The sequence below is a fragment of the Mycolicibacterium aichiense genome, from assembly GCF_010726245.1.
GTDB classification, from domain to species: Bacteria; Actinomycetota; Actinomycetes; order Mycobacteriales; family Mycobacteriaceae; genus Mycobacterium; species Mycobacterium aichiense.
This window is the reverse complement of the sequence record NZ_AP022561.1, coordinates 4,200,879-4,224,595: the sequence shown is the minus strand read 5'-3', so window position 1 is coordinate 4,224,595 and position 23,717 is coordinate 4,200,879. Positions and strand designations below refer to the sequence as shown.

21 protein-coding genes are annotated in these 23,717 nt (G+C 67.4%); 10 read left to right on the top strand and 11 right to left on the bottom strand.

Annotated features, from left to right (window positions below; translation table 11 throughout):
• Window positions 1-10: 10 nt before the first annotated feature.
• Together G6N32_RS20165 and tap are read right to left on the bottom strand one after the other, a co-directional pair.
• Window positions 11-1,378, bottom strand: coding sequence for an FAD-binding oxidoreductase (locus G6N32_RS20165; RefSeq protein ID WP_115321551.1), 1,368 nt, complete (start codon window positions 1,376-1,378; stop codon window positions 11-13).
• Window positions 1,369-2,610 (bottom strand): multidrug efflux MFS transporter Tap, encoded by a 1,242-nt coding sequence (gene tap / locus G6N32_RS20160; protein ID WP_115321550.1) that lies wholly within the window; start codon window positions 2,608-2,610, stop codon window positions 1,369-1,371. Before tap ends, G6N32_RS20165 begins: the two co-directional genes overlap by 10 nt.
• Before the next feature lie 52 nt (window positions 2,611-2,662).
• Here tap and G6N32_RS20155 point away from each other — a divergent pair, with 52 nt between their 5' ends.
• Together G6N32_RS20155 and G6N32_RS20150 are read left to right on the top strand one after the other, a co-directional pair.
• Window positions 2,663-3,490: a uracil-DNA glycosylase gene (locus G6N32_RS20155; RefSeq protein WP_115321549.1), complete on the top strand. Its 828-nt coding sequence runs from the start codon at window positions 2,663-2,665 to the stop codon at window positions 3,488-3,490.
• A gap of 151 nt (window positions 3,491-3,641) precedes the next feature.
• Window positions 3,642-4,673 (top strand): LLM class flavin-dependent oxidoreductase, encoded by a 1,032-nt coding sequence (locus G6N32_RS20150; protein WP_115321548.1) that lies wholly within the window; start codon window positions 3,642-3,644, stop codon window positions 4,671-4,673.
• A gap of 129 nt (window positions 4,674-4,802) precedes the next feature.
• On the opposite strand, the gene G6N32_RS20145 is transcribed toward G6N32_RS20150, so the two are convergent.
• Window positions 4,803-5,231 (bottom strand): nitroreductase family deazaflavin-dependent oxidoreductase, encoded by a 429-nt coding sequence (locus tag G6N32_RS20145; protein ID WP_115321547.1) that lies wholly within the window; start codon window positions 5,229-5,231, stop codon window positions 4,803-4,805.
• A 7-nt stretch (window positions 5,232-5,238) separates the two neighbouring features.
• On the bottom strand, window positions 5,239-5,670 hold the full coding sequence (locus G6N32_RS20140) for an HIT family protein (RefSeq protein WP_115321546.1): 432 nt from the start codon (window positions 5,668-5,670) through the stop codon (window positions 5,239-5,241).
• Window positions 5,671-5,706: 36 nt separating this feature from the next.
• Here G6N32_RS20140 and G6N32_RS20135 point away from each other — a divergent pair, with 36 nt between their 5' ends.
• Window positions 5,707-7,098, top strand: coding sequence for an amidase (locus tag G6N32_RS20135; protein WP_115321545.1), 1,392 nt, complete (start codon window positions 5,707-5,709; stop codon window positions 7,096-7,098).
• Between the two features lie 16 nt (window positions 7,099-7,114).
• Here G6N32_RS20135 and G6N32_RS20130 read toward each other — a convergent pair whose 3' ends face one another.
• From G6N32_RS20130 to G6N32_RS20120, 3 genes are all read right to left on the bottom strand, one after another.
• Entirely contained in the window at window positions 7,115-7,630 is a 516-nt protein-coding gene (locus G6N32_RS20130; protein WP_115321544.1) for a hypothetical protein, read from the bottom strand.
• An 88-nt stretch (window positions 7,631-7,718) separates the two neighbouring features.
• On the bottom strand, window positions 7,719-8,333 hold the full coding sequence (locus G6N32_RS20125) for a TetR/AcrR family transcriptional regulator (RefSeq protein WP_115321543.1): 615 nt from the start codon (window positions 8,331-8,333) through the stop codon (window positions 7,719-7,721).
• A gap of 155 nt (window positions 8,334-8,488) precedes the next feature.
• On the bottom strand, window positions 8,489-9,040 hold the full coding sequence (locus G6N32_RS20120) for a DNA-deoxyinosine glycosylase (RefSeq protein ID WP_115321542.1): 552 nt from the start codon (window positions 9,038-9,040) through the stop codon (window positions 8,489-8,491).
• Window positions 9,041-9,066: 26 nt separating this feature from the next.
• Here G6N32_RS20120 and G6N32_RS20115 point away from each other — a divergent pair, with 26 nt between their 5' ends.
• Both G6N32_RS20115 and G6N32_RS20110 read left to right on the top strand, forming a co-directional pair.
• Entirely contained in the window at window positions 9,067-10,191 is a 1,125-nt protein-coding gene (locus G6N32_RS20115; RefSeq protein ID WP_115321541.1) for an adenylate/guanylate cyclase domain-containing protein, read from the top strand.
• A gap of 92 nt (window positions 10,192-10,283) precedes the next feature.
• Entirely contained in the window at window positions 10,284-10,856 is a 573-nt protein-coding gene (locus G6N32_RS20110) for an ATP-binding transcription factor AbmR (protein ID WP_115321540.1), read from the top strand.
• Window positions 10,857-10,869: 13 nt separating this feature from the next.
• Here G6N32_RS20110 and G6N32_RS20105 read toward each other — a convergent pair whose 3' ends face one another.
• Together G6N32_RS20105 and G6N32_RS20100 are read right to left on the bottom strand one after the other, a co-directional pair.
• Window positions 10,870-12,777, bottom strand: a complete 1,908-nt coding sequence (locus G6N32_RS20105; RefSeq protein WP_115321539.1) for an ABC transporter ATP-binding protein — start codon at window positions 12,775-12,777, stop codon at window positions 10,870-10,872.
• Complete coding sequence (locus G6N32_RS20100) at window positions 12,774-14,528, bottom strand: ABC transporter ATP-binding protein (RefSeq protein ID WP_115321538.1); 1,755 nt, start codon at window positions 14,526-14,528, stop codon at window positions 12,774-12,776. Before G6N32_RS20100 ends, G6N32_RS20105 begins: the two co-directional genes overlap by 4 nt.
• A 163-nt stretch (window positions 14,529-14,691) precedes the next feature.
• On the opposite strand from G6N32_RS20100, the gene G6N32_RS20095 reads away from it, so the two are divergent.
• Both G6N32_RS20095 and G6N32_RS20090 read left to right on the top strand, forming a co-directional pair.
• Window positions 14,692-15,249, top strand: a complete 558-nt coding sequence (locus tag G6N32_RS20095) for a DUF3558 domain-containing protein (RefSeq protein WP_174901048.1) — start codon at window positions 14,692-14,694, stop codon at window positions 15,247-15,249.
• A gap of 50 nt (window positions 15,250-15,299) precedes the next feature.
• Window positions 15,300-15,794 carry a DUF3558 domain-containing protein gene (locus G6N32_RS20090; RefSeq protein WP_410432640.1) on the top strand — a complete coding sequence of 165 codons (495 nt, stop codon included), beginning with the start codon at window positions 15,300-15,302 and terminating at the stop codon, window positions 15,792-15,794.
• Here G6N32_RS20090 and G6N32_RS20085 read toward each other — a convergent pair.
• On the bottom strand, window positions 15,791-16,267 hold the full coding sequence (locus tag G6N32_RS20085; RefSeq protein WP_115321536.1) for a SixA phosphatase family protein: 477 nt from the start codon (window positions 16,265-16,267) through the stop codon (window positions 15,791-15,793). The genes G6N32_RS20090 and G6N32_RS20085 overlap by 4 nt on opposite strands.
• Before the next feature lie 142 nt (window positions 16,268-16,409).
• Between G6N32_RS20085 and G6N32_RS20080 the strand changes: the two genes are divergently transcribed.
• The 3 genes from G6N32_RS20080 to G6N32_RS20070 all read left to right on the top strand — a co-directional run bounded on the left by G6N32_RS20080 (window position 16,410) and on the right by G6N32_RS20070 (window position 22,272).
• Window positions 16,410-17,561, top strand: a complete 1,152-nt coding sequence (locus tag G6N32_RS20080) for a metallophosphoesterase family protein (protein WP_115321535.1) — start codon at window positions 16,410-16,412, stop codon at window positions 17,559-17,561.
• Complete coding sequence (locus G6N32_RS20075) at window positions 17,558-20,179, top strand: AAA family ATPase (RefSeq protein ID WP_115321534.1); 2,622 nt, start codon at window positions 17,558-17,560, stop codon at window positions 20,177-20,179. The genes G6N32_RS20080 and G6N32_RS20075 overlap by 4 nt, the downstream gene beginning before the upstream one ends.
• A gap of 245 nt (window positions 20,180-20,424) precedes the next feature.
• Window positions 20,425-22,272 carry an AMP-binding protein gene (locus G6N32_RS20070; RefSeq protein ID WP_115321533.1) on the top strand — a complete coding sequence of 616 codons (1,848 nt, stop codon included), beginning with the start codon at window positions 20,425-20,427 and terminating at the stop codon, window positions 22,270-22,272.
• 3 nt (window positions 22,273-22,275) lie between these two features.
• On the opposite strand, the gene G6N32_RS20065 is transcribed toward G6N32_RS20070, so the two are convergent.
• Window positions 22,276-23,640 (bottom strand): wax ester/triacylglycerol synthase domain-containing protein, encoded by a 1,365-nt coding sequence (locus G6N32_RS20065; protein WP_115321532.1) that lies wholly within the window; start codon window positions 23,638-23,640, stop codon window positions 22,276-22,278.
• Window positions 23,641-23,717: the final 77 nt, after the last annotated feature.

The following is a 23,717-nucleotide window of genomic DNA, read 5'->3' as shown; positions in this document are numbered from 1 at the left end:
GCTGACGGAGCTAAATGACCGCGCCGGGATTCAGAATCCCGTCGGGGTCCAGCGCGGCCTTGATCCGGCGATTGAGTTCCATTGCTTCAGGACCCAATTGACCTGCGAGCCACGGCTTCTTGAGCCGTCCGACCCCGTGCTCACCGGTGATCGTCCCACCCAGCGACACCGCCAGGTCCATGATCTCACCGAACGCCTTCTCGGCCCGCTCGGTCATCGCGGCGTCGGCAGGATCGAAGACGATCAGCGGGTGGGTGTTGCCATCGCCGGCGTGGGCGATCACCGAGATCACCAGATCGCGGTCGGCCGCGATCTTGGCCACCCCGCCCACCAGCTCGGCGAGTGCAGGCAGCGGCACTCCGACATCCTCGAGCAGCAACGAACCCTTGGCCTCCACCGCGGGAATGGCGAACCTGCGGGCCGCGACGAACGCCTCACCCTCGGCCGGATCGGATGTCGAAAAACATTCTTTGGCACCGGCTTCGGTGAAAACCCGGGCCATGTACTCGGCGTCCTCGGCGCCGGCCGGGCCCCGGTCGTCGGAGGCGGCCACCATCATCGCAGCCGCCGAGCGATCCAGTCCCATCCTCAGCTTGTCCTCGACGGCATTGATGGACACCGCGTCCATGAACTCCAGCATCGAGGGCCGGATGCGTCCGGTGATCGTCACCACCGCACCGGCCGCGGCCTCCACCGAATCGAACGTCGCCACCACGGTGCACGCCGACGGCTGGGGCGGCAGCAGCCGCAGCGTCACCTCGGTCACCACCCCGAGGGTGCCTTCACTGCCGACGAACAACTTGGTCAGCGACAGCCCGGCAACATCTTTCAGGCGCGGGCCGCCGAGGCGAACCGCGGTGCCGTCGGCCAGCACCACCTGCATGCCCAGTACGTAATCGGTTGTCACGCCGTACTTCACACAGCACAGACCGCCGGCGTTGGTGGCTATGTTGCCGCCGATGCTGCAGATCTCGTCCGACGACGGGTCGGGCGGATACCACAGGCCGTGCTCCGCGACCGCCTTCTTCACCTCGGCGTTGAGCAGACCCGGCTGCACCACCGCGGTGCGTGTCACCGGGTCGACGGTGATGTCGCGCATCTTCTCCGTCGACAGCACGATCCCGCCGTCGACGGCGGTCGCGCCACCGGAAAGTCCGGTGCCCGCTCCGCGCGGCACCACCGCGACACGGTTCGCCGAAGCCCAGCGCAGCACCGTCTGCACCTCTTCGGTGCGGGTGGGCCGCACCACAGCCAACGGCATCCCGGCGGCGGGGTCGGCGGCGCGGTCGTGGCGGTAGGACGCCAAGATGTCGGGGTCGGTGACGACGACCCCGTCGGGAAGCTGAGCGGCCAGGCCGGCCAGAGCACTCACGGCCATTGCGCCATCCTAGGCGCGTCGTCGTCCAACTCCTTGAGGGCGGGCAGCCAGGGACACACGATGCCGATCGCCAAGATCGGCACCGCCAGTACCAGGAATGTCACCGTGAGACCGAACGCGTCGACCAGCGGGCCGGCCAGCGTGAACCCGATCGGGCCCGCGGCGTAGGTCATCGACGTCATCACCCCGACCACCCGTCCGCGCAGCTGCTCGGGGGTGCGGGTCTGCATGATCGAGTTGTAGATGGGCCCGATCGGCCCGTACACCAGGCCGACCAGCGCGGCCAAGGACAAGATGACCGGCAGCGGCGGCAGGAACGCGATGACCGCCACCGCGATGCCGAACGTCAGCACTGCCGTCAGCACCGTCGCGCGCTTGCTGGCCACTTTCGACAGCACGGTCCAGCTCAGTGCCCCGACCAGCCCGCCGATCGACAACGCCATCAGCACCCAGCCCAACTGGGCCGGCTCGTTGCGGTCGGTGAAGTACTTGGGGAACAGCACACTTTCCATCGGCAGGTACAACCCGGTGACGGCGAGGTCGACCAGGCCAAGGGTGCGCAGAACCCGGTTCCGCCAGACGAACTTCAACCCTTCCAGAACTCCGGAAACCACGCTCTCCGGTAGCTTTTCGCGTTGCGGACGGCCGGTACCCTCCAAGCGCAGCACCGCCATCGCCAGGATCGCCAGCCCGAACAGCGCGGCGGTCACCCACATCGCGTTGACACCGCCGAGCGTGGCAATGAGCAGGCCGCCGACACCCGGACCGGTGATGTAGGCCAGGTTGAACACGGCCTCATAGACGCTGTTGGTGTGATCGAGGGTCCAGCCTGCTCGGACCGCCGCCTCGGGCAGCATCGACTGCCGCGCGGTCATGCCGGCCGGATCGAAGAACGCGCCGAGGGCGGCCAGTGCGGCCAGGACGAGGGTGGTCAGCACCTCGGTGCCGAACGCGATCGCCAAGACCGGGATCGCGGCCACCGCGATGGCCGACAGTGCGTCGGAGAGCATCGCCACCCGGCGTCGACCGACGAAGTCGACGGCGGCACCGGCGATGAGGGTGGCGAACAGCAGCGGCAGGGTCGCCGCGCCCGCAACGATAGAGGCATCCACCGCACTGCCGGTGCGCTGGAGCACCAGCCAGGGGAACGCGACCATGGAGATGCCGTTGGCGCCCGCGGCCAGGAAGGTCGAGGACAGGATCAGCAGCGCGGGGACGCGCGTGATGGTCACCGGCAGAGCTTAAGTTCTCGCACGCCGTGCGGGACCCGGGCAGAGTGGACCGGTGACCCTCTTTCCACATCCCCGGACCGGCGTCCTGTTCTCCTCGCCGGTCCCGCCGGGTACGGGCTGGCCAGGGGACCCGGCTGTGCCCGAGACCACGGTGGCCACCGACGCCGCCCAGGTGGCGGCTCTGGCGGCGGAGGCCAGCGACGTCGGGGAAGTGGATGCCCAGGTCAGCGTGTGCCGGGCATGTCCCAGACTGGTCGCCTGGCGGGAAGAGGTGGCGGTCACCAAACGTCGCTCGTTCGCCGGCGAACCGTATTGGGGCAGGCCGATCACCGGATGGGGCTCGGCGCAGCCGAAGATTCTGGTGCTGGGCCTGGCCCCGGCCGCCCACGGGGGCAACCGGACGGGGCGGGTGTTCACCGGTGATCGCTCGGGGGATCAGCTGTTCGCCGCGCTGAATCGCGCGGGGTTGGTGAACCAACCAACCAGCGTCGACGCAGCAGATGGCTTGACCACCAAGGATATTCGGGTAATGGCCGCGGTGCGGTGTGCTCCGCCGGCCAACAAGCCCGCGCCCGAGGAACGATCGACGTGTGAGCCGTGGCTGACCGCCGAGTGGCGGCTGATCGCGCCCTCGGTGCGGGTGATCGTCACCCTGGGCGGGTTCGGCTGGCAGGCCGCGCTGCGCTTGCTCGCCGATGACCTGCCTGCGCAGGCGAAACCGAAGTTCGGGCACGGGGTGGTCGTCGATTTGCCGTCGGGGCGGCAGCTGCTGGGGTGCTATCACCCAAGTCAGCAGAATATGTTCACCGGGCGACTCACCCCGGCCATGCTCGACGACGTGTTCACCGACGCTGCTGCACGCGCGGGCCTGCGGCGGTGACCTTATTCCCGGGTCGCTTCGCTCCTGCCCTCCGGTGACCTTATTCCCGGGTCGCTTCGCTCCTGCCCTCCGGTGACCTTATTCCCGGGTCGCTTCGCTCCTGCCCGCCGGTGAAGGGAAGCATGCGCGCACTCGTATCGTTGAGGTGACTATGCGGCTTTCTGTCCTCGACCTCGTTCCGGTACGCACCGACCAGACCACCGCCGACGCGCTGGCGGCCACCGTACGGCTGGCTCAGACCGCCGACCGCTTGGGATTCACCCGGTATTGGGTGGCCGAACACCACAACATGCCCGCGGTCGCGGCCACCAGCCCGCCGGTGATCCTGGCCTACCTGGCTGCCCAGACCACCCAGCTGCGGCTGGGTTCGGGTGGGGTGATGCTGCCCAACCATGCCCCGCTGGCTGTCGCCGAGCAGTTCGCGTTGTTGGAGGCCGCCGCGCCGGGACGGATCGATCTCGGGATCGGCCGTGCGCCCGGCTCCGACCCGGTGACGTCGTACATGTTGCGGGGCACGCGGGACGATTCCGATATCGAGAACTTCCCGCAGTACCTCGACGACGTCGCGGCGCTGATGAGCGCGCACGGGGTGCGGATCCCGATCCGCAACCAGGACTACATCCTCAAAGCCACGCCGGCGGCGGTCGAGGAGCCGCGACTGTGGCTGCTCGGCTCGTCGATGTACTCCGCGCATCTGGCCGCCGCCAAAGGCCTGCCGTATGTGTTCGCGCATCACTTCGCCGGGCAGGGCACCGTCGAGGCGCTGGCCACCTACCGGTCGGAGTTCCGGCCCAGTGCGGTGGCCGCCGAGCCGGTGACGTTCATGACGGTCAACGCGGTGGTCGCCCCGACCCGGTCCGAGGCCGAGGCGCTGCTGCTGCCGAACCTGCAGATGATGGCTCGGCTGCGCACCGGCCAACCGCTCGGGCCGCTCGACCTGGTCGAGGACGCGGCGGCGGTGACCATGCACCCGCAGGCCGAGGCGATCATCGCCGCCGGGCGCGGCAAGGCCGTGGTCGGGTCACCGTCCGAGGCGGCCGACCAGGTTCGTGCCGTGGCCGCAGAGTTCGACGTCGACGAGGTGATGGTCAACCCCGTTGCATCCGCGCATCGCGGGACCGACCCGGCGACCGCCCCGGACCGGGAGACCACGCTGGAGCTGCTGGCGAAAGAGCTTTTCTAGCAGGTGCTTTCAGGACTACTTCACCGAGATCGACGCTGGCGTGACGTTTACTCGACCTTTCCCGCGCTGCCGTCGATCTCGATGTCAGCCGGTGGGGGATGACAAGGATTGTCGCTCGGAGGCGGACGCTCAGGGTGTCAGGCGCACGACCGGGATGGGCCTCCTGGTGCCGCGCTGATAGGAGCTGTAGCGGCCGCCGTTGTTCGAGTCGCAGATGTGCCACAGCCGCGCGTAGTCCGGGTCGTCCGGCATCACGATGTGTGCCGTAACCGCCAAACGTTTTCTGCCCAGGTTGATTTCGATCTTCGGCTGCGCGCGCAGATTGTGGTACCACGCCGGATTGCGGTCGGCTCCGCCGTTGGACGCGACGATCAGGTAGTCCTCGCCATCGCGGTAGTAGGCGAGCAGATTCGACCGGGGCTGGCCGGTTTTCGCCCCGATGGTGTGCAGCATCAGCGAGGACGGAACCCCGGGCATCCGGTGCCCGATCAAGCCGTTGGTGCGCCGGTACACCCAGTCGTGCACCTTCACGAACGTCATCAGTGCGGAATCGGGCATGGCTCTCTCATCCAGTTGTGTCGAGCTGGGACAGGGCGTCGCGCAGGATCCGTCCGGTGCCCTCGCGGTCGGGGTCACGGCGCAGGAGCATCCCCTTGGCGAACGACAGCTTGTCGCCGTCGCGCCGCGGGATCACATGCAGGTGAATGTGAAACACCGTCTGCATGGCCGACTTGCCGTCGTTGATCGCGATGTTGTTGCCGGTCGCGCCGAGATCCGACGCGCGGGTCGCCTGCGCGATCCGCTGCCCGACGGCGAGCATCCCGGCCAGGGTCTCGGCAGGGGTGTCGGTGAGGTCGACCGTGTGTCGCTTGGGCACCACCAGGGTGTGGCCCCGGGTGAATGGGCGGATGTCCAGGAAGCCGAGGAAGTCGTCGTCGGAGTAAACGCGGATGGCAGGTGCCGTACCGGCGACGATCTCGCAGAACACGCATGCCATCTGGTCACCGTAGCGGGCAGCGTTAGGCTGCGGGAGATGGACTCCACCGACATTGCCTTCGCCGGTGCTGCCGAGCAGGCGCGCATGCTCGTCAACGGCACCATCACCGCGCCCGCCCTGCTGGAGTTGTACCTCGACCGGATAGCGCGCGTCGACCGGGAATTGCGGGCCTATCGCGTGGTGCTCACCGACAGCGCGCGCCGGGAGGCCGTCGCCGCGCAGGAGTTGCTCGACGCCGGCGAGCGCAGGCCGCTGCTGGGCGTCCCGATCGCGATCAAGGACGACGTCGACGTCGTCGACGAATTCACCTGCTACGGCAGCAGCGCCTACGGACAGCCGCCGACGAGCGATGCGCTGGTGGTGCGCCGGCTGCGGGAGGCCGGTGCGGTGATCCTCGGCAAAACGTCGGTGCCGGAGATGATGCTCTGGCCGTTCACCGAGACGATCTCCTTCGGCGCCACCCACAATCCGTGGGATCTGGAGCGCGCGCCCGGCGGCAGCAGTGGCGGCAGCGGTGCGGCCGTGGCCGCGGGGCTCGCGCCGATGGCGTTGGGCTCCGACGGCGCCGGGTCCATCCGTATTCCGTCCACCTGGTGCGGGCTGTTCGGACTCAAGCCCCAGCGTGACCGGGTGCCGATGGCTCCGCACGACGACGCGTGGTGCGGCTTGTCCGTCAACGGCCCGATGACGCGCACAGTGGAGGACGCCGCGCTGTTCCTCGACGCGACGACGCAGGTGCCGGGCCCGGCAGGGGGATTCGTCGCCGCCGCGAGCCGGGAGCCGGGCAGACTCCGAATTGCCTTGAGTAGCAAGCTTCCTCCGACCATGCTCGGTCGAGTCGGGAAGGCGCAGCAGAAGGCACTCGACGGTGCCGAGACGCTGCTGCGCGATCTCGGCCACGAGGTGATCTGGCGCGATCCCGACTATCCGGCGTGGGCGGTATACGGCCATGTGCTGCCGCGGATGTGGCGGGGCGCCTTCCAGGATGCGACCGCTCTGCCGCACCGGGAACGGCTCGAGCCGAGGACCAAAGGCATTGCCCGGCTTGGCCGCTTGATCTCCGAGGCGCAGATCGCCAAGGTGCGTGCGGCCGAGCCGGCGCTCGCCGCGCGGGTCCAGTCGATCTTCGACCACGTCGACGTGTTGATCACCCCCGGCACCGCGACCGGTCCGTCGCGTATCGGGCAGTATCAGCACCGCGGCGGGGTCGCGACGCTGGCCATGGTCTCGGCTCGGGTGCCGTTCAACGCGATGTTCAACGCGACGGGCCAGCCCGCCGCCGTGGTCCCGTGGGGTCTCGACGACGCCGGGGTGCCGATGTCGATCCAGCTGGTCGGCCGGCCCTCGGACGAGGCGACGCTGTTGTCGTTGAGCCACCAGATCGAGATGGCGCGGCCATGGGCGAACCGAAGACCGCCCGTCTCCTGACGGGAGTGGGCGCCTCTCAGCGCGGAGTGGCGGGTGATGCGGGAGCACTGATGGCCGGTAGCAGCTGAGTTCGGAGGAATTCGAGCTGCCCGAGTTCGGTCAGCAGTCGCGCGGCGATCGATCCGGTGGCGCCTGTCGTAGCCCACCAAAGGTGCGCCCGCCGAGCCGGGGTGGCCTGTTGACGGGCATGGCCGGCGGCGTTGATGACGATAGCTCGCGCGTGAATGCTGTAGGGCAGATGAATGATTCGCGGCGTCGCGCGGGTTCTGGCGCCGTAGCTGTTTTCGTAGAGCTGCATGACGGCAAGACTGCCGCTGTCGCGCTCGTCCAAAGTTGCCGTCACCAGGTGTCCGGGATCGGCAAGCAGGCCCATGAGTACGTGGGCGGATCCGAGGACGTCGCTGCCGTACCGATATGCCACCGAGTGCGCGCCGCTCAGCGCCTGCTCCGCGGGCCTGTTCAGCGACGCCAGCGCCTGTGCCATTCGTGCGGCGCTGAGGTCGCCTTCCGGAATCGGGGCACCCGCGATCATCCGCGAAATTTACGATAGCGAAGGCAGTTGCGCAATATCGCGATATTGTAGTTCAGCTAATTTAATTGCCCGCCCGCGTAAGGGCAGGTCACGGCCAGAACTCGCGTCGGAGCTGGCCCTGGGTGATCAGGATGTTCACCGAGTCCTCCCAACGGCGAAGTTGGGACGGGTTGGTGAGCGGCTCGGTGAGGTGCTGCTCGAGCTGCCGGCGGAAGACAATGGCACCGAAGACCAGCAGCAGAGGGTTGAGTGCCGCCCACACCACATCGAGATCGCGATGGACTGCTCCGGCCTGGGCGAGCTGCTCCCATCGCGCGATTCCCATCCGCGCCATCGCGTCGAAGAGCCCGACGCCGCCGGCGGCACCCTCCACAAGCTGGCGCCCCATGAAATCCAGCGCCGCCACATGTTCGGCGAACAGCCGGCTCACTCGACGCCCGATCTCAGGGGCCGACTCGGCCGGCGACTCTGGCATTGGCTGGGCCATCACGGTGCCGATGACCTCGAGCGCGTGCGCCTCCGCCGCTTCGATCAAGCCCACCTTCGACGTGAAGTGGTGCTGTACCAATCCCACCGACACCCCGGCGGCGTCGGCGATCATCTGCAGCGTCGTCTCGGCGGTACCACGTAGAGCGAAAAGTTCCAACGCCGCGTGAATAATCGCGCTCCGTCTGGAGCCCTCTGCGGCAACGTCCGAGTCCACAATCTCACCTGTCCGTTACGGCGTCAGTTGTCCCTCCATAGCGAGCCACCGGCGACCCGCCACCGCGCCACTACGGCCGTCGCCCCGCGGTTGACAACGTCCGTGGGCGGACTCCGAGGTCAACCCAACAGGCTCTACCTAGCGATTGTGACAGTTCAGCGCGTCTGGCCATACGTTGATTCGCTCGGCGCGTCGGCTGCGGCATTTCCGAACGGCGCGAGCGCCGCGCTCCAGGTCGCGAGTTTGGCGGCGTAGCGCATGGTCTGCGCGGGGCTGGTCGAGGGCAGACGCACGAACGTGGCAGGCGTATCAGCGCGCACCAGCCGGCCGAAGTTGCGTTCGGCCGCCGCTCCGTTGAAGCACACCCGTTCGATGCGCGGCTGGGAGGAGAAGTATGTCCCGAAGTCGTTGGGCACCATACTGTCCGGCTCGACGGCGGAATCCAGGCTCCCGACCCGTCTGCAGTGCTTGAGTACGTCCCAGACGGCGATGCGGTGGCGGCGTAGTACCTCGGTGCGATGCTGATACGGAGCGTCGGGCTCACACCCGAACACCTCACCGATGATGTGCCAGAACGCATTTCGTGGGTTCCCGTAGTACTGCCCGCTGGCCAGCGAGAGCACGCTGGGCATGTTGCCGAGAATCAGCAGCCGCGCATCGGACGAGCCGATGGGAGGCAGCCCTTCCAGGAGCGGGGATCGTGACATCGGGGTCGACGGTATACGTTGGGTCGGTGACCGACACCGTCGACCCAGAGGCCGCCGGGCTGCTCGACGGGCTCACGGGCGATGCCCGTGCCCAGCGAGCTGAATTGATTCCCTGGTTGATCGAGCAGGGCATCACCGTCGAGGAGATCCGGGGGGCGTTCGCGCCAATGCTGCTCCCCGGGCGCCGGATCCTCGGCGATGACGGGACGAGGCTGTCGGCTCGGCAGATCAGCGAGCAGACCGGACTGGACCTCGATCTGCTCCGGCGCTTCCAGCGCGCCAGCGGCCTTGCGACGGTCGATGATCCCGACGCGGCGGTGTTCCTCAAACCTGACGCCGAGACCGCCGTGCACGTCAAGCGGCTTCTGGATCTGGGATTCGATCCCGACCGGCTGCTGGCCGTGTATCGCACTCTGGCAGAAGGCCTTTCGCGTGCCGCCGAGGCGATGCGCTACATTGCAGTCGCCACGACGATGCAACATCCCGGCACCACCGAACTCGAGATGGCGCAGGGCGCGCAGGTGTTGGTCAGCGCGGTGGCACCGCTGCTCGGCCCGATGGTGCAGGACATGCTCATGCTGCAGCTGCGCCACGCCATGGAAACCGAGGCGATCAACGCCAATGAAAGGGCTGTCGGCGCATCGCTTCCCGGCGCCCGCGACGTCGCGGTCGCCTTCGCCGACCTCGTCGGGTTCACCAGGCTGGGCGAGACGGTCCCGCCCGAGGAGCTCGAACAGCTCGCCAACCGGCTCGCCGACGCCGCGCGCGATGTGGCGGTGCCGCCGGTGCGATTCATCAAGACGATCGGCGACGCGGTGATGATGGTGTCCACGGACACTGCGGCATTGCTCGACGCGATGCTGACGCTCGTAGAAGCCACCGAAGCCGACGACGCCCTGCCGCAACTGCGGGTGGGTGTGTCTCATGGCCAGGCCGTCAGTCGCGCGGGTGACTGGTTCGGCAGCCCGGTCAACCTGGCCAGCCGGGTGACCTCGGCGGCCCGGCCCGGGTCGGTCCTGGTGTCCGAGGCGGCGCGGGAACAGATCGGGGACGACCCCTCCTTCAGCTGGTCGTTCGCTCGGGCGCGGCACCTCAAAGGCATTCAGGACGAGGTCAAACTGTTCCGGGCCCGCCGGGCCGAAAAGCTCTGATCGACAGCCCTTCCACGTGCCCGCCGCGTGGCGGCCGTTCGCCCACAGAGAATGCCTGGCGCATACTCTGTAACGGTGTAATCATGTAATACATGAAGCACCAACATGCACATCGTCGGCCCGGCCGCCCCGGCGGCTGGCAACAGGCCGACCAGCCCGACGCCACCGACGCCGGCGAGTGGTTCGCCGGTCGTCTGCCCGATGGATGGTTCGCCGGAGACCCGACGGTCATCGTCGACCGTGAAGAGATCACCGTGATCGGGCGGCTACCCGCGGCGGACACACCGGACAGCGACGCGCGGGCGGCGGGCCGGGCATCCCGGTTCCGGGAGGACACTCGCTCCGAGCGAATCCGGATCGCCGAGGAGGCCCAGGACAAGTACGGCCGCAAAGTCTCCTGGGGCTTGGACATCGTCTCAGAAGGCTCCGCGGAACCGGAACGAATTCTGTTCACGCACATCGCCGTTCCGGTGATGACCCGCCTCAAGCAACCTGAACGCCAGGTGCTCGACACGCTGGTCGACGCGGGCGTCGCCCGGTCGCGCTCGGACGCGCTGGCCTGGAGTGTGCGCCTCGTCGGTGAGCACGCCGAGGAATGGTTGGCCAAGTTGCGCTCGGCCATGGCCGAGGTGGACGACCTGCGGGCCGAAGGCCCCGGGCTCTGACGTCGCGAGGGGGTTAGGCCTGCGTCATCGCGTAATAAGCGCCCCGGCGAGCGAGAAGCTCGGCGTGGCTGCCGGTTTCGACGATCCGGCCGGCTTCCATGACCAGGATGCTGTCGGCGTCGCGGATGGTCGACAGCCGGTGGGCGATGATGAAACTGGTTCGGTCCCGGCGCAACTTTGTCATCGCATGCTGGATCAGCAGCTCGGTGCGGGTGTCCACCGAACTGGTCGCCTCGTCGAGGATCAGCAGCTGGGGGCGGGCCAGGAACGCCCTCGCGATGGTGATCAGTTGCTTCTCGCCGGCACTGATATTGCCGCCGTCATCGCTGACCCGGGTCTCATAACCATTGGGCAGCGTGTGGACGAACCGGTCGACATACGCGGCCCGGGCCGCCTCGATGACCTCGTCCTCACCCGCGCCGGGCTTCCCGTAGGCGATGTTCTCGGCGATCGTGCCGCCGAACAGCCAGGTGTCCTGCAGAACCATCCCGATTCGTGAGCGCAGCGACTCCCGGCTGACGTCTCTGATGTCGGTGCCGTCGAGCAGGATCCTCCCGGCGTCGACGTCGTAGAACCGCATCAGCAGATTGACCAGAGTGGTCTTGCCGGCCCCGGTCGGACCGACGATCGCCACCGTGCTGCCCGGCTCGGCGACCAGCGACAGGTCTTCGATGACCGGGGTGTCGGGCCGATAGCTGAACGACACGTTCTGGAATTCGACGCGGCCGCCGCCGTTGCCGGCCAAGGCGATTGGCACGTCCGGGGTTTCTTCGGGCTCGTCGAGAAAGTCGAAGACCCGTTCGGCGCTGGCCACGCCGGACTGCAGTGTGTTGTACATGCCGGCGACCTGGGTCAGGGGCTGGTTGAACTGGCGGACGTACTGGATGAAGGCCTGGATGCTGCCCAGCGTGATCTGGCCGGTGGCGACCTGATAACCGCCGACCACGGCGACTGCGACGTAACTGAGATTCCCGATGAACGTCGTCGCGGGGGAGACCAGGCCGGAGAAGAACTGTGCGCCAAAGCTTGCGTGGTAGACGTCGGAGTTGAACTCACGGAACTTCTCCTGGGCGGCGGCCCGGTGGCCGAAGGTCTTGACCACGGTGAAGCCGCTGTAGGTCTCCTCGATGTGAGCGTTCAGCCGGCCGGTGTTGGTCCACTGGGCGATGAACATCCGCTGCGAACGGCGTGCGATCACCCGGGTCACCCACAGCGACAACGGAACCGTCACGACGGTGATCAATGCCAGCAGCGGGGAGATGCTCAGCATCATCGCCAGCACCGCAAGCACGGTGAGCACCGATGTCAGCAACTGGCTGATCGTCATCGACACCGAGGTCTGGATGTTGTCCACATCGTTGGTGACTCGGCTCAGCAACTCGCCACGCTGCCGGGAATCGAAGTAGGACAATGGCAACCGGTGGATCTTCTCCTCCACGTCGGCGCGCAGTGCGGTGATGGTGCGTTGCACGATCACGTTGAGCAGCCGGGCCTGCGCCCAGATCAACAGTGCGGCAACCACGTACAGTGCCAGCGCCAACAACAGGGTGCGGCCCACCGCGGCGAAGTCGACTCCGCGGCCGGGTACCACATCGGTTCCGGACAGCAGGTCGGCGAACGTGGTGTCACCGCGCGCCCGGGCCGCCGCCACCGCTTGGTCTTTGGTGATCCCGGCCGGCAGCTGCCGGCCGATGACTCCGTTGAACAGCAGGTCGGTCGCGTGGCCGAGGATGCGGGGACCGATGACACCCAGCGCGATGCCGACGATGGACAAGCCGATGACCGCCGCGGTCGGCCACCGGTGCGGTGTGAGCCGCCGGAGCAGCCGCAGCGCCGAACCCGTGAAGTCGCGCGATCGGGCCTGCCGCGGGTCTTGGCTCATCGCGCGCATGCCACCGCCGCGGAACGCGGGCCCGGTCATCGGCCGCCGCCGACGCTCAAGTCGACCGACTGGGAGTCGGCGAACTGCGCATAGGTCTCACAGCCGGCCAGCAGCGCGTCGTGGGTCCCGGTGCCGACCACCCGGCCGCCATCCATCACGACGATGGAGTCGGCCTGCATGACGGTCGAAATGCGCTGGGAGACAATGATCACCGTGGAATTCGCGGATTCTTCACGAAGCGCGGCCCGTACCCGGGCGTCGGTGTGGACGTCGAGTGCGGAGAACGCGTCGTCGAACAGGTAGATCGCCGGACGCCGGATCACCGCACGTGCGATCGCCAGTCGCTGACGTTGCCCGCCGGAGAAATTGATACCTGCCTGCGCGACCCTCATCTCGAGACCATCGGGATGGGCGCGAACGAAGTCGTCGGCCGCGGCGACCCGCAGCGCCCGCCACATCTCGTCGTCAGTCACTACCTGTCCCGGGGCCGCGCCGAGCGCCAAGTTGTCGGCGACGGTGCCGGAGAACAGATACCCCCGTTGCGGAACCAGGCCGAGGGTGGCCCACAGATGCTCGGGGTCGTACTCGCGTACGTCGATCCCGTCGACCCGGATCGCGCCGTCGGTGACGTCGTAGAGCCGGCAGATCAGGGATATCAGCGTCGACTTCCCGGACCCGGTGCTCCCGACGATCGCCGTTGTCGTCCCCGGCCGGGCGGTCAGCGAAACACCCTCCAGCACAGGGCGCTCCGCACCCGGGTAGCAGAACGTCGCGTTGTCGAGTGTGACCGCACCGCGGATGCCGCCGTCCGGGAGTCGTGGCGAGGCGGGGCTGCTGATCGCCGGCTCGGTGTCCAGCACTTCGGTGATCCGTTCGGCGCAGACCGAGGCCCGGGGCAGTATGACCAGAATCAGGGTGGCCATCAGAACGGCCATCAGGATCTGCATGAAATACGACAGGAACGCGATCAGCGAGCCCACCTGCATGTGTCCGGAATCGATGCGCAGGCCGCCGAACCAGATCAGGGCGACGCTGGAGATGTTGATGGTCAAGGTGGTCACCGGCAGCATCAGGGCCTGCCAGCGTCCGGCGGCCAGCGCCGTGTTGGACACGGCCGCGTTGGCGACAGCGAACCGGTCGCGCTCGAACGGCTCTCGGGCGAACGCGCGGATCACCCGGATGCCCGAGAGCTGTTCGCGCATCACCCGGTTGATGCCGTCGATGAGCCGCTGCATGCTGCGGAAGATCGGCAGCATCCGCGACACGATCCAGAAGTTGGACAGCGCCAGCACCGGAACGCTGACGAGGAGAAGCCAGGACAGGCCGGCGTCCTGATGGATCGCCATGATGATGCCGCCGACGCACATGATCGGTGCTGTCACCAGGGTCGTCGTGGTCATCTGGATGAGCACCTGGATCTGCTGGACGTCGTTGGTCGTCCGGGTCAGCAGCGACGGCGCCCCGAACCGCGCGGTCTCCCGCTCGGAGAACGTGGTGACGTGGTGAAACATCGCCGAGCGCAGGTCGCGACCGAACCCCATGCCGGTCCGGGACCCGAAGTAGACCGCGACCACCGCGCACACCACCTGAAGTCCGGTGACGGCCAGCATGACCAGCCCGAGTTCGGTGATCAGCCCGGTGTCGCCCTTGGCCACGCCGTCGTCGATGATCGCTGCGTTGACGGTCGGCAGATACAAGGAGGCCAGCGTGCTGACGGTCTGTAACGCCATCACCGCCGCGACCAGCCACCGGTACGGCCGGACATACTGTCTCAGCAGCGCCAGGAGCATTTCGCTACTGTTGCACACCGCTACCGGGGCACCGCTGACGTTGTCGGGCCGCGCCGTTTTCTGTCGCCGAGAATCGCGACAAAGTGGCAGGTCAAGCGGCCTGTCGGTGGTTGTGTCGAGGGGCTGCCGCTACAGTGCATGCTGTGACTTGCAGCAGGTGCGCATGACAGCGACGCGCAAACTCGCGTTGGCTGCCGGGGTTGTAGCCATCGCGGCCTCTATCGGCGCATGCTCGGATTCGGGCAGCGGCCCCAGCCAGCCACAGGGTTCGCAGGCTCCCGCGCCGCAGTCGGGCAACGCCAAACACGGTCCGATGTTCCCCGAATGCGGTGGCATCACTGACCAGACGATGGCCGAGCAGACCCGGGTGACCGGCTTGGTGAACACGGCCAAGAACTCGGTCGGCTGTCAGTGGCTGGCCGGCGGCGGGATCCTGGGACCGCACTTCTCCTTCACCTGGTACCGGGGCAGCCCGATCGGGCGGGAACGCAAGACCGAAGAGCTGTCGCGCACCAGCGTCGAGGACATCAACATCGAGGGCCACAGCGGGTTCATCGCCGTCGGCACCGATCCGACTCTGGGGGACAACCTGTGCGAGGTCGGCATCCAGTTCAACGACGACTTCATCGAATGGTCGGTCAGTTTCGCCGAGAAGCCCTTCCCGCCGGCCTGCGACGTGGCCAAGGAATTGACCCGTCAATCGATCGTGAATTCCAAATGAGCCCGCGCCGGGTAGCAACCGCGGTGGGTGCGGCGCTGTGCGCTCTGGTGATGGTCAGCGGCTGCGCCAAGACAGTCGAGGGCACCGCGGCCAAGTCGGGCTCGGGCAGCGTGCCGCGCAACGACAACTCGGCCCAGCAGTACCCGAACCTGCTCAAGGAATGTGACGTCCTCACCACCGACATCCTGGCCAAGACGGTGGGCGCGGACCCGCTGGACATCCAGAGCACCTTCGTCGGTGCCGTCTGCCGCTGGCAGGCCGCCAACCCGGCCGGCCTGGTCGACATCACCCGCTTCTGGTACGAGCAGGGCAGCCTCGACAATGAGCGTTCGGTCGGGCAGTTCCTCAAGTACCAGATCGAGAACCGGTCGATCGCCGGTGTGCCGTCGATCGTGATGCGGACCAGCGATCCCAATGGTGGGTGCGGTGTCGCCAGCGACGCAGGCGGTGTCGTCGGGTGGTGGGTCAACCCGCAGGCCCCCGGCATCGACGCGTGCGGTCAGGCCATCAAGCTGATGGAACTGACGCTGGCCACCAACTCCTAACGCGGCACGTGGAATGAGGTCAGCTCGGCACAGCTGAGTTCCAGGGCCGCCCAGCCGACCGGCACCCGCAGCACGGCGATGGCCGACGTCGGGTACTTCATCGCGATGCCGTCGGCCGCCCCGCGGTCCGAACGGTCGGGGTCGGCCAGGCCCAGTGACAGCTGGCTCATCGTCGGTTCGTGGCCCACCACCATGAGCGTCGCGACATCATCGGGCACCTGGTTGATTTCGAGCAGCATCGTTCCCGGGGTGGCGCCGTAGAGCCGTTGGGAGTAGGTGACGGGCGCCGTGATACCGGTGCGCTCGAGGGTTTGACGGGTGCGGGTCGCCGTGGAGCACAGCACCAGATCGATCGCCGGGATGTTGGCCCGCAGCCACTCGCCGGCCAGGCCGCCTTCCCGGACACCGCGGGACGCCAGCGGCCGGTCGTGGTCGGGCACCCCGTTGGGGTAGTCCGACTTGGCGTGGCGCATCAGGACGAGGGTGCGTTCTCCAGCAGTCACCGGCCCAGGCTAAACCCCGATCGGTACATGCCGGACGAGGTCCACGGACTTGTCGGCGCCGCGCCCTACACTCGCCGCAGCACCCCACCGAGAACAGGAAGGACGCCCGCGAATGCGATTTCTGCACACCGCCGACTGGCAACTCGGCATGACGCGGCATTTCCTGGAAGGTGAAGCCCAGCCGCGGTACTCGGCCGCCCGGCGTGATGCGGTCGCAGGCCTCGGCGCGCTGGCCCGGCGGACCTCCGCGGAGTTCGTCGTCGTCGCCGGTGACGTGTTCGAGCACAATCAGCTTGCGCCCAAGGTGGTCAGCCAGTCGCTGGAAGCGATGCGCGCCATCGGCGTTCCGGTGTATCTGCTGCCGGGCAACCACGATCCACTCGACGCGTCGTCGGTGTATACCAGTGCCCTCTTCCGGGCCGAATGCCCGGACAACGTGACCGTGCTGGACCGCGACGGGGTGTGGGAGGTGCGTCCCGGGGTGCAGTTGGTCGCGGCGCCATGGCGCACCAAGGCACCGACCACCGACCTGGCAGCCGCGGTGCTGGGGGACCTTCCGGCCGACGGCACCGCGCGCGTTCTGGTCGCCCACGGCGGAGTCGACGTGCTCGACCCCGATCCCGGCAAGCCGTCGCTGATCCGGATGGCTGCCGTGACCGATGCTGTCGCGCGCGGCGCCGTCCACTATGTCGCCTTGGGCGACAAGCACTCCCGTACCTGCGTCGGCGAGAGTCGCAGGGTGTGGTATTCCGGCTCGCCGGAAGTGACGAACTTCGATGACGTCGAGGCCGATCCGGGTCATGTCCTGCTGGTCGACATCGACGAGGCGGACCCTGCGCATCCGGTCACCGTCGATTCCCACCAGGTCGGACGGTGGCGGTTCGTGACGTTGCACCGCCAGGTCGACGACACCCGCGACATCGCCGATCTCGACCTCAATCTGGATCTGCTGGCGGACAAGGACCGTACGGTCGTTCGGTTGGGGTTGACCGGCTCGCTGACCGTCACCGACCGTGCGGCGCTGGATGCCTGCCTGGACAAGTACGCCCGGCTGTTCGCCTGGCTCGGCACCTGGGAACGACACACCAACATCGCGGTCATGCCTGCCGACGGCGAGTTCGACGACCTGGGCATCGGTGGGTTCGCCGCGGCCGCCGTCGACGAGCTGGTCGACACGGCCCGCTCCGGTGACGACGAAGCCGCCCAGGATGCCCAGAGCGCGCTCGGGCTGTTGCTCCGGCTGGCCGGGGGGAGCGCGGCGTGAAACTGCATCGGCTGGCTCTGACGAACTATCGCGGAATCACCCACCGCGACATCCAATTTCCCGACCACGGCGTGGTCGTCGTATGCGGTGCCAATGAGATCGGCAAGACGTCGATGATCGAGGCGCTCGACCTGCTGCTGGAATCGAAGGACCGCTCGACGAAGAAAGACGTCAAGCAGGTCAAGCCGACGCACGCCGATGTCGGATCCGAAGTCCTCGCCGAAATCAGCACCGGCCCATACCGTTTCGTTTACCGGAAACGCTTTCACAAGAAGTGCGAGACCGAACTCACGATCTCGGCGCCCCGGCGCGAACAGCTCACCGGGGACGAGGCGCACGAGCGGGTCCTGGCCATGCTCGGGGAGACGGTCGACACCGAGCTGTGGCACGCGCAGCGGGTTCTGCAGGCCGGCTCGACGGCGGCGGTGGACCTGTCCGAATGCGACGCCCTTTCGCGGGCACTGGATTTGGCGGCGGGCGACGACGCGGCGCTCTCGGGCACCGAACCCCTGTTGATCGAACGGATCGACGCTGAATACGGCAAGTACTTCACGGCGACGGGTCGGCCGACCGGTGAGTGGGCGGCGGCGATAGCCCAGCTGCGTGCGGCCGACGAGGACGTGGCCCGGTGCGCGGCCGCGGTCGCCGAAGTCGACGAACGCGTGCGCAGGCATGCCGATCTCGCCGAGCGACAAGCCGTGCTGGCCGACCGCGGCCCCAGTGTCGCCCAGCGGCTGGCGGCCGCCCAGACGGCGGCCACCGCGCTGGCCGCGCTCGGCGACCAGCTGCGTCAGGCCGAGCTGATCGCGACCGCGGCGCAGGGCACCTGCGCCGCATCGAGCGCCGCGCAGGCGCAACGGGCTCGCCTGCGCGAGGATGTGGCGGCGCGCATCGCCGCCGTTGCCGACGTCCAATCGCGGCTGGCAGCCGCCATCGAGGCCGAACACACCGCCCGCGAAGTCGTCGAAATGGCGTGTGCGGCAGCCGCGGAATCGACCGCCGTCCTCGCCACCGCGCAGGAGACGGTAGACCAGGCCCGTCGGGTGGTGGATGCGCTGGCCGCCGACGAGCAGGCGCAGCGTCTCGCCGCGCGGCTGGAGCGGATCGAGACGATCGAGCACGACCTGGCCACCCTGACCAAGGAGCTCGCCGGGATCACGCTGACCTCTGAGGTGATGGCCGATGTCGAGTCGGCCGCGGCACTCGTCGAGCGGATCGAGGCACAGCTCACCGCCACTGCGACGACGGTGGAGTTCACGGCGGCCACCGATCTCGAGCTGACGGTGGGGGCGCAGACCATCCGGCTGACTGCTGGACAGAGCTGGGCGCCCCCCACGTCATCGCCGACGGCAGTCGAGCTGCCCGGGATGCTCAGTGTGCGGATCGATCCGGGCGCTACCACCTCCAGCGTTCAGGCCAAACTGGAAGCGGCACAACTGGTTCTGGCCGAGGCGCTGCGGCAGGGCGGTGCCGTCGACCTCGAGAGTGCGCGGAATCTCGACCGCCGCCGCCGGGAACTGGTCAGCAACCGCGATCAGTTGGCCGCGACACTGGCCGGGTTGTGCGAAGACGAAGGCGTGGTGGAGATGCGCGCGCGGCTGGCATCTCTGCGTGAGACGATCTCGCCTGTCCTGCTGGCCGCGGGTATCGACGCTGCCGCCGCGCGCGCGGCGTTCGTGAGCGCGATCGAGGCGCGTGAAACCGCGCGTGCCGACGCCGATCTGCATCAGCGGGCGATGGCCGGTGCCAATGTCCGGCTGACCGAAAGCAGCACGGCGGCAACGGTTCTTCGGGCAAAGGCGACCGACGCCGGTGCCGAACTCGATGTGGCCAGAGAGCGGTTGGCAGCACTGCGCGCCGACAGCGACGACGAGCAGCTGGCCGCGCAGGCGGCCGCCGACGTCGAGGCTCAACGACAGGCCGACGCGGCGGTGGCCGAGCTGGCGACGGCGTATGCCGCCTGCGACCCCGCTGCCGTCCAAGCGGAGCTTGCCGAGGCCAGCGCCGCGGCAGCTGCGCTGGAGGGCGAGTACGCGCAGGTCGGCCAGGCTCTCAACGACATCACCGTCGAGCTCGGCATCATCGGCAACGAGGGCCGGCAAGGCAGCCTCGACACTGCCCAGATCGCCCGCGAACACGCCTTCGCCGAGCATTCACGGGTGTCTCGCCGGGCTCGGGCCGCGCAGTTGTTGCGATCGGTGATGGCCCGCCACCGGGACAACACCCGGCAGCGTTACGTCGCACCGTTCCGCAGCGAAATCGAGCGGCTGGGCCGTCCGGTGTTCGGGCCGAGCTTCGAAGTCGAGATCGACAGCGATCTACGAATCTGCAACCGCACCCTGGATGGTCGGACTGTTCCCTACGACTCGCTGTCCGGAGGTGCCAAGGAACAACTCGGCATTCTGGCTCGGCTGGCCGGTGCAGCGCTGGTCGCAAAGGAAGACTCCGTACCGGTGGTCATCGACGACGCGCTCGGCTTCACCGACCCGGACCGGCTGACGAAGATGGGTGCGGTGTTCGACACCGTCGGAGACAACGGGCAGGTCATCGTGCTGACCTGCACACCGGCCCGCTACCTGGGCGTGCACGATGCCCACGTCATCGAACTGATCGCCTGAACTGTCCCTCGCGGGTTGGTCATTCCGGTTCGTCTGCGGCCGCCCGAGCCGAGGAATCGCTGTGCCTGTGCTGAGAACTCGCCGTGAACGCCGGTATTCGGTATTCAGCCGATCGGCGAGCGACACTGCGCGGCAATAATTCTGGAAAGTCGCTGTGTGACGTGGGCCATCCCGGCGCAACCGGGTGAGGCGAATTACAGGACCGCACCGTCTCGTTTATCTAGAATGTCTAATATTGTTTCCGGATGAGTCGGGATAGCCTGTGTTGCAGTACTACTGACGATCTGTTGGCGCAATACATGTCGCCGGACGGCACCATATCCGTCCCTGATGACCTCACCCTCACCTCTTTTCTCGCCGACCATGCTGAGCAGGAGGAGTACCGCGCCGCCTATCGCTTCGTCGACTACTCGCACGATGCTGACGGCAGCATCGAGGAGCTGAGCTGGCGGTCGTTGGCGACCGCTTCCAACGCTGTGGCGGCCAGGCTCCGCCAGGTCACCGCACCTGGAGACCGAGTGGCGATACTGGCCCCCCAAGGGCTGCACTACGTCATCGGTTTCTTCGCCGCCATCCACGCCGGAACCATCGCGGTGCCGTTGTTCGTGCCGGCACTCTCCGGCCATGCCGAACGGCTGAGAGCGGTTCTTGCGGACTCGAATCCGCGCGTAATCCTGACCACCGCAGGTGCAGCAGAATCAGTTCGTGACATGCTACGCGCGATAGCCACGGCAGATCGGCCGCGCGTCATCGCCGTCGATGCCGTCCCGGTTTCCCTCGGCCAGAACGCGATCCACATAGAGCACACTGCCGATGACGTCGCTTACCTGCAGTACACCTCTGGTTCGACGCGCACACCGGTCGGTGTCGAGATCACTCACCGGTCCGCGTGCACCAACGTCGCACAGATGATCCTGGCCGGCCGGCTGGACATGGGAATTCGAAGCGTGAGCTGGCTTCCGCTCTACCATGACATGGGACTGGTCATGATCATGTTTCCGATGTTGTGCGGTGGTCAGATCACGCTGATGGACCCGATGGCATTCGTCCGTCGCCCCTATCGATGGATTCGGCAGCTCGCCGACGAGGCGGTGCACGGTCGGACTTTCGCAGCAGCACCCAATTTCGCCTTCGCGCTCTGCGCTGAACGCGGCCTCCCGCCGGCCGGCGAGCAGGTGGATCTCGGCAACGTCGCCGGTTTGCTCAACGGCTCGGAGCCCGTGACGATGGATGCGATCGACAAGTTCACCGCCGCGTTCGCTCCCTACGGCTTGCCCGCCACGGCGATCAAGCCGTCGTATGGAATGGCCGAGGCGACGTTGTCGGTGGCCAGTATCGCCGCCGGCGCCGCCGCCTCCGCGATCCATCTCGACAGGAGCGCGCTGGCCAAGGGCCATGCGGTTCCGGTGGACGCCGGCGCTGCGGGGGGCGTGTCACTCGTGTCCTGCGGCCAACCGATACCCGACCAATGGCTCGTCATCGTCGACGCGGCTTCCGGTGCCGAACTGCCCGATGGGTGCGTGGGGGAGATCTGGCTGCACGGCAACAACATCGGGCGAGGGTACTGGGGACGTGCAGACGAGACCCGAGAAGTCTTCGGGAACAAGCTGCAAACCCGCCTGGAGACCTCGAGTCACGCCGATGGTGTGGCTGAGAACGGAACATGGCTTGCGACAGGAGATCTCGGTGTCTACCTCGACGGTGAGCTCTACATCACCGGCCGTAGGAAGGACCTGATCATCATCGATGGCCGCAACCACTACCCGGTCGACATCGAGGCCACCGTGAGCCAGTCCACCCCGGCGATTCGGGACGGATACGTTGCGGCGTTCGCCATTGCGTCGAAACCATGCGACTCGGGCTCCGGCACTGCGGGCGAGCTTCTCATCGTCGTGGCCGAACGCGCCGTCGGTTCGAGTCGGATGGACTCCGCCGTCGTGGTGGAGGCGGTACGGGCGGCAGTGGCCCGCACCCATCACATCCCGGTCAGTGATTTCCGGCTGGTTCCTGCCGGGACGATCCCGCGCACCACCAGCGGCAAGCTGGCACGGCAAGCCTGTCGCGCGGCGTATCTCGCAGGGGAATTCTGCTGAGTCTCAGTCCGCTAGCGCCAGAATCTCGTCGAATCCCGCTGCCAGACAATCGCAGAACACCTCGAAGTCCGGGATAGCGCCCGCGTCGACGTCGATGCCGAGGGCGCAGGTGTCGACGTAGGTCAGCAAGGTCACGTTGACCGCCGCGCCCACGGTCGGGCCGAAGGCGTATTGCTTGCGCACCCGCGCGCCGCCGAGATAGACAGGCACGGGAACCCCCGGGACGTCACTGCACAGGAAGTCGACGTTGCGCAGGATCGATCCGATGTACCAGCGCGGCATCGCGTTGAGGGCGCCGGCGATCAATTGCGTGTACGGAATCGACTTTTCGTTGCGCACCCGGCCGGTGCAGTCGTGAATGCTTCTGATGCGTCGTGCCGGATCGGTGATCCCGGCATGAACGTCGAACCGCATCAAGGTGATCCGGTTACCGCCAGTCTCGTCGTCTTCGGTGCGTAGGTTGATCGGCATCGTCAGATGCAGGTCGAAGACGCCGACACCGTGTTTGTCGTGGTAGCGGCGCAGGCCGCCGGCCACCCCTGCGACGAACGCGTCGTTGAGTGCGCCACCGCTGCGGTGGGCGGCTTCGCGCAGTCGCGGCATCGGAACGTCGAGCACGCCGAGCCTGCGAACCAGTGTCCGGTCTTTCATCAGCGCAGAGCCCGGTTTGTTCACCGGGCGAATCGTCCGGTACACCGACGCGGCCAGTTCGCCCGCGGACTCGACGGTATGCCGGGGACGTCGAATGATGTTGAACAACAATCTCGGAGCGATCTTGACCGACTCGCTGAGCAGAGTGCCGATCACGCCGGCGTCGTAGCGCAGGGCATCGCCGTACTCCGCCAGGGGTTGGCGCGCAGAAACGGCCGGCGCCGCGGGCATCGTCTCGACGCCCTGAGCATCCTCACTCAGATCGAAGAGCCGCATCGCGATCTGAACGCCACCGACGCCATCGGTCAGTGCGTGGTGGAATTTGCACAACACGGCAGCCGCGCCGTCGTCGAGGCCCTCGATCAGGGTGACCTCCCACATCGGCCGGGCCCGGTCGAAGTCGGACATCGCGGCCAGCCGGGCCATCTCGAGCACACCGTCCAGATTCCCCGGCTCCGGCGCCGATACCCGGCGCATGTGATAGTTCAGATCGAAGTCGGGGGCATACTCCCAGCGCGGCGGCGTCGGCGGCGGTGAGTTGACCACCCGCTGCCGGAACATCGGCAGCTCGCGGCTGACCAGATCGAACCGCTCCCGCACCAGGTTCCAATCCGGGGACCGGTCGAGAAGTATCACCGTCACCACCGTGGATCTCAGCCGCGGATCGGCTTCCATCGACCAGGTGAACGCGTCTGTGTTGCGCATGAATTCGGTCATGATCTGCTCCCACCATGAACGTACGACGCCACGGCAGCGGGCAATACGTCACCGGGTCAGCTGGTGACTTTGTTCCC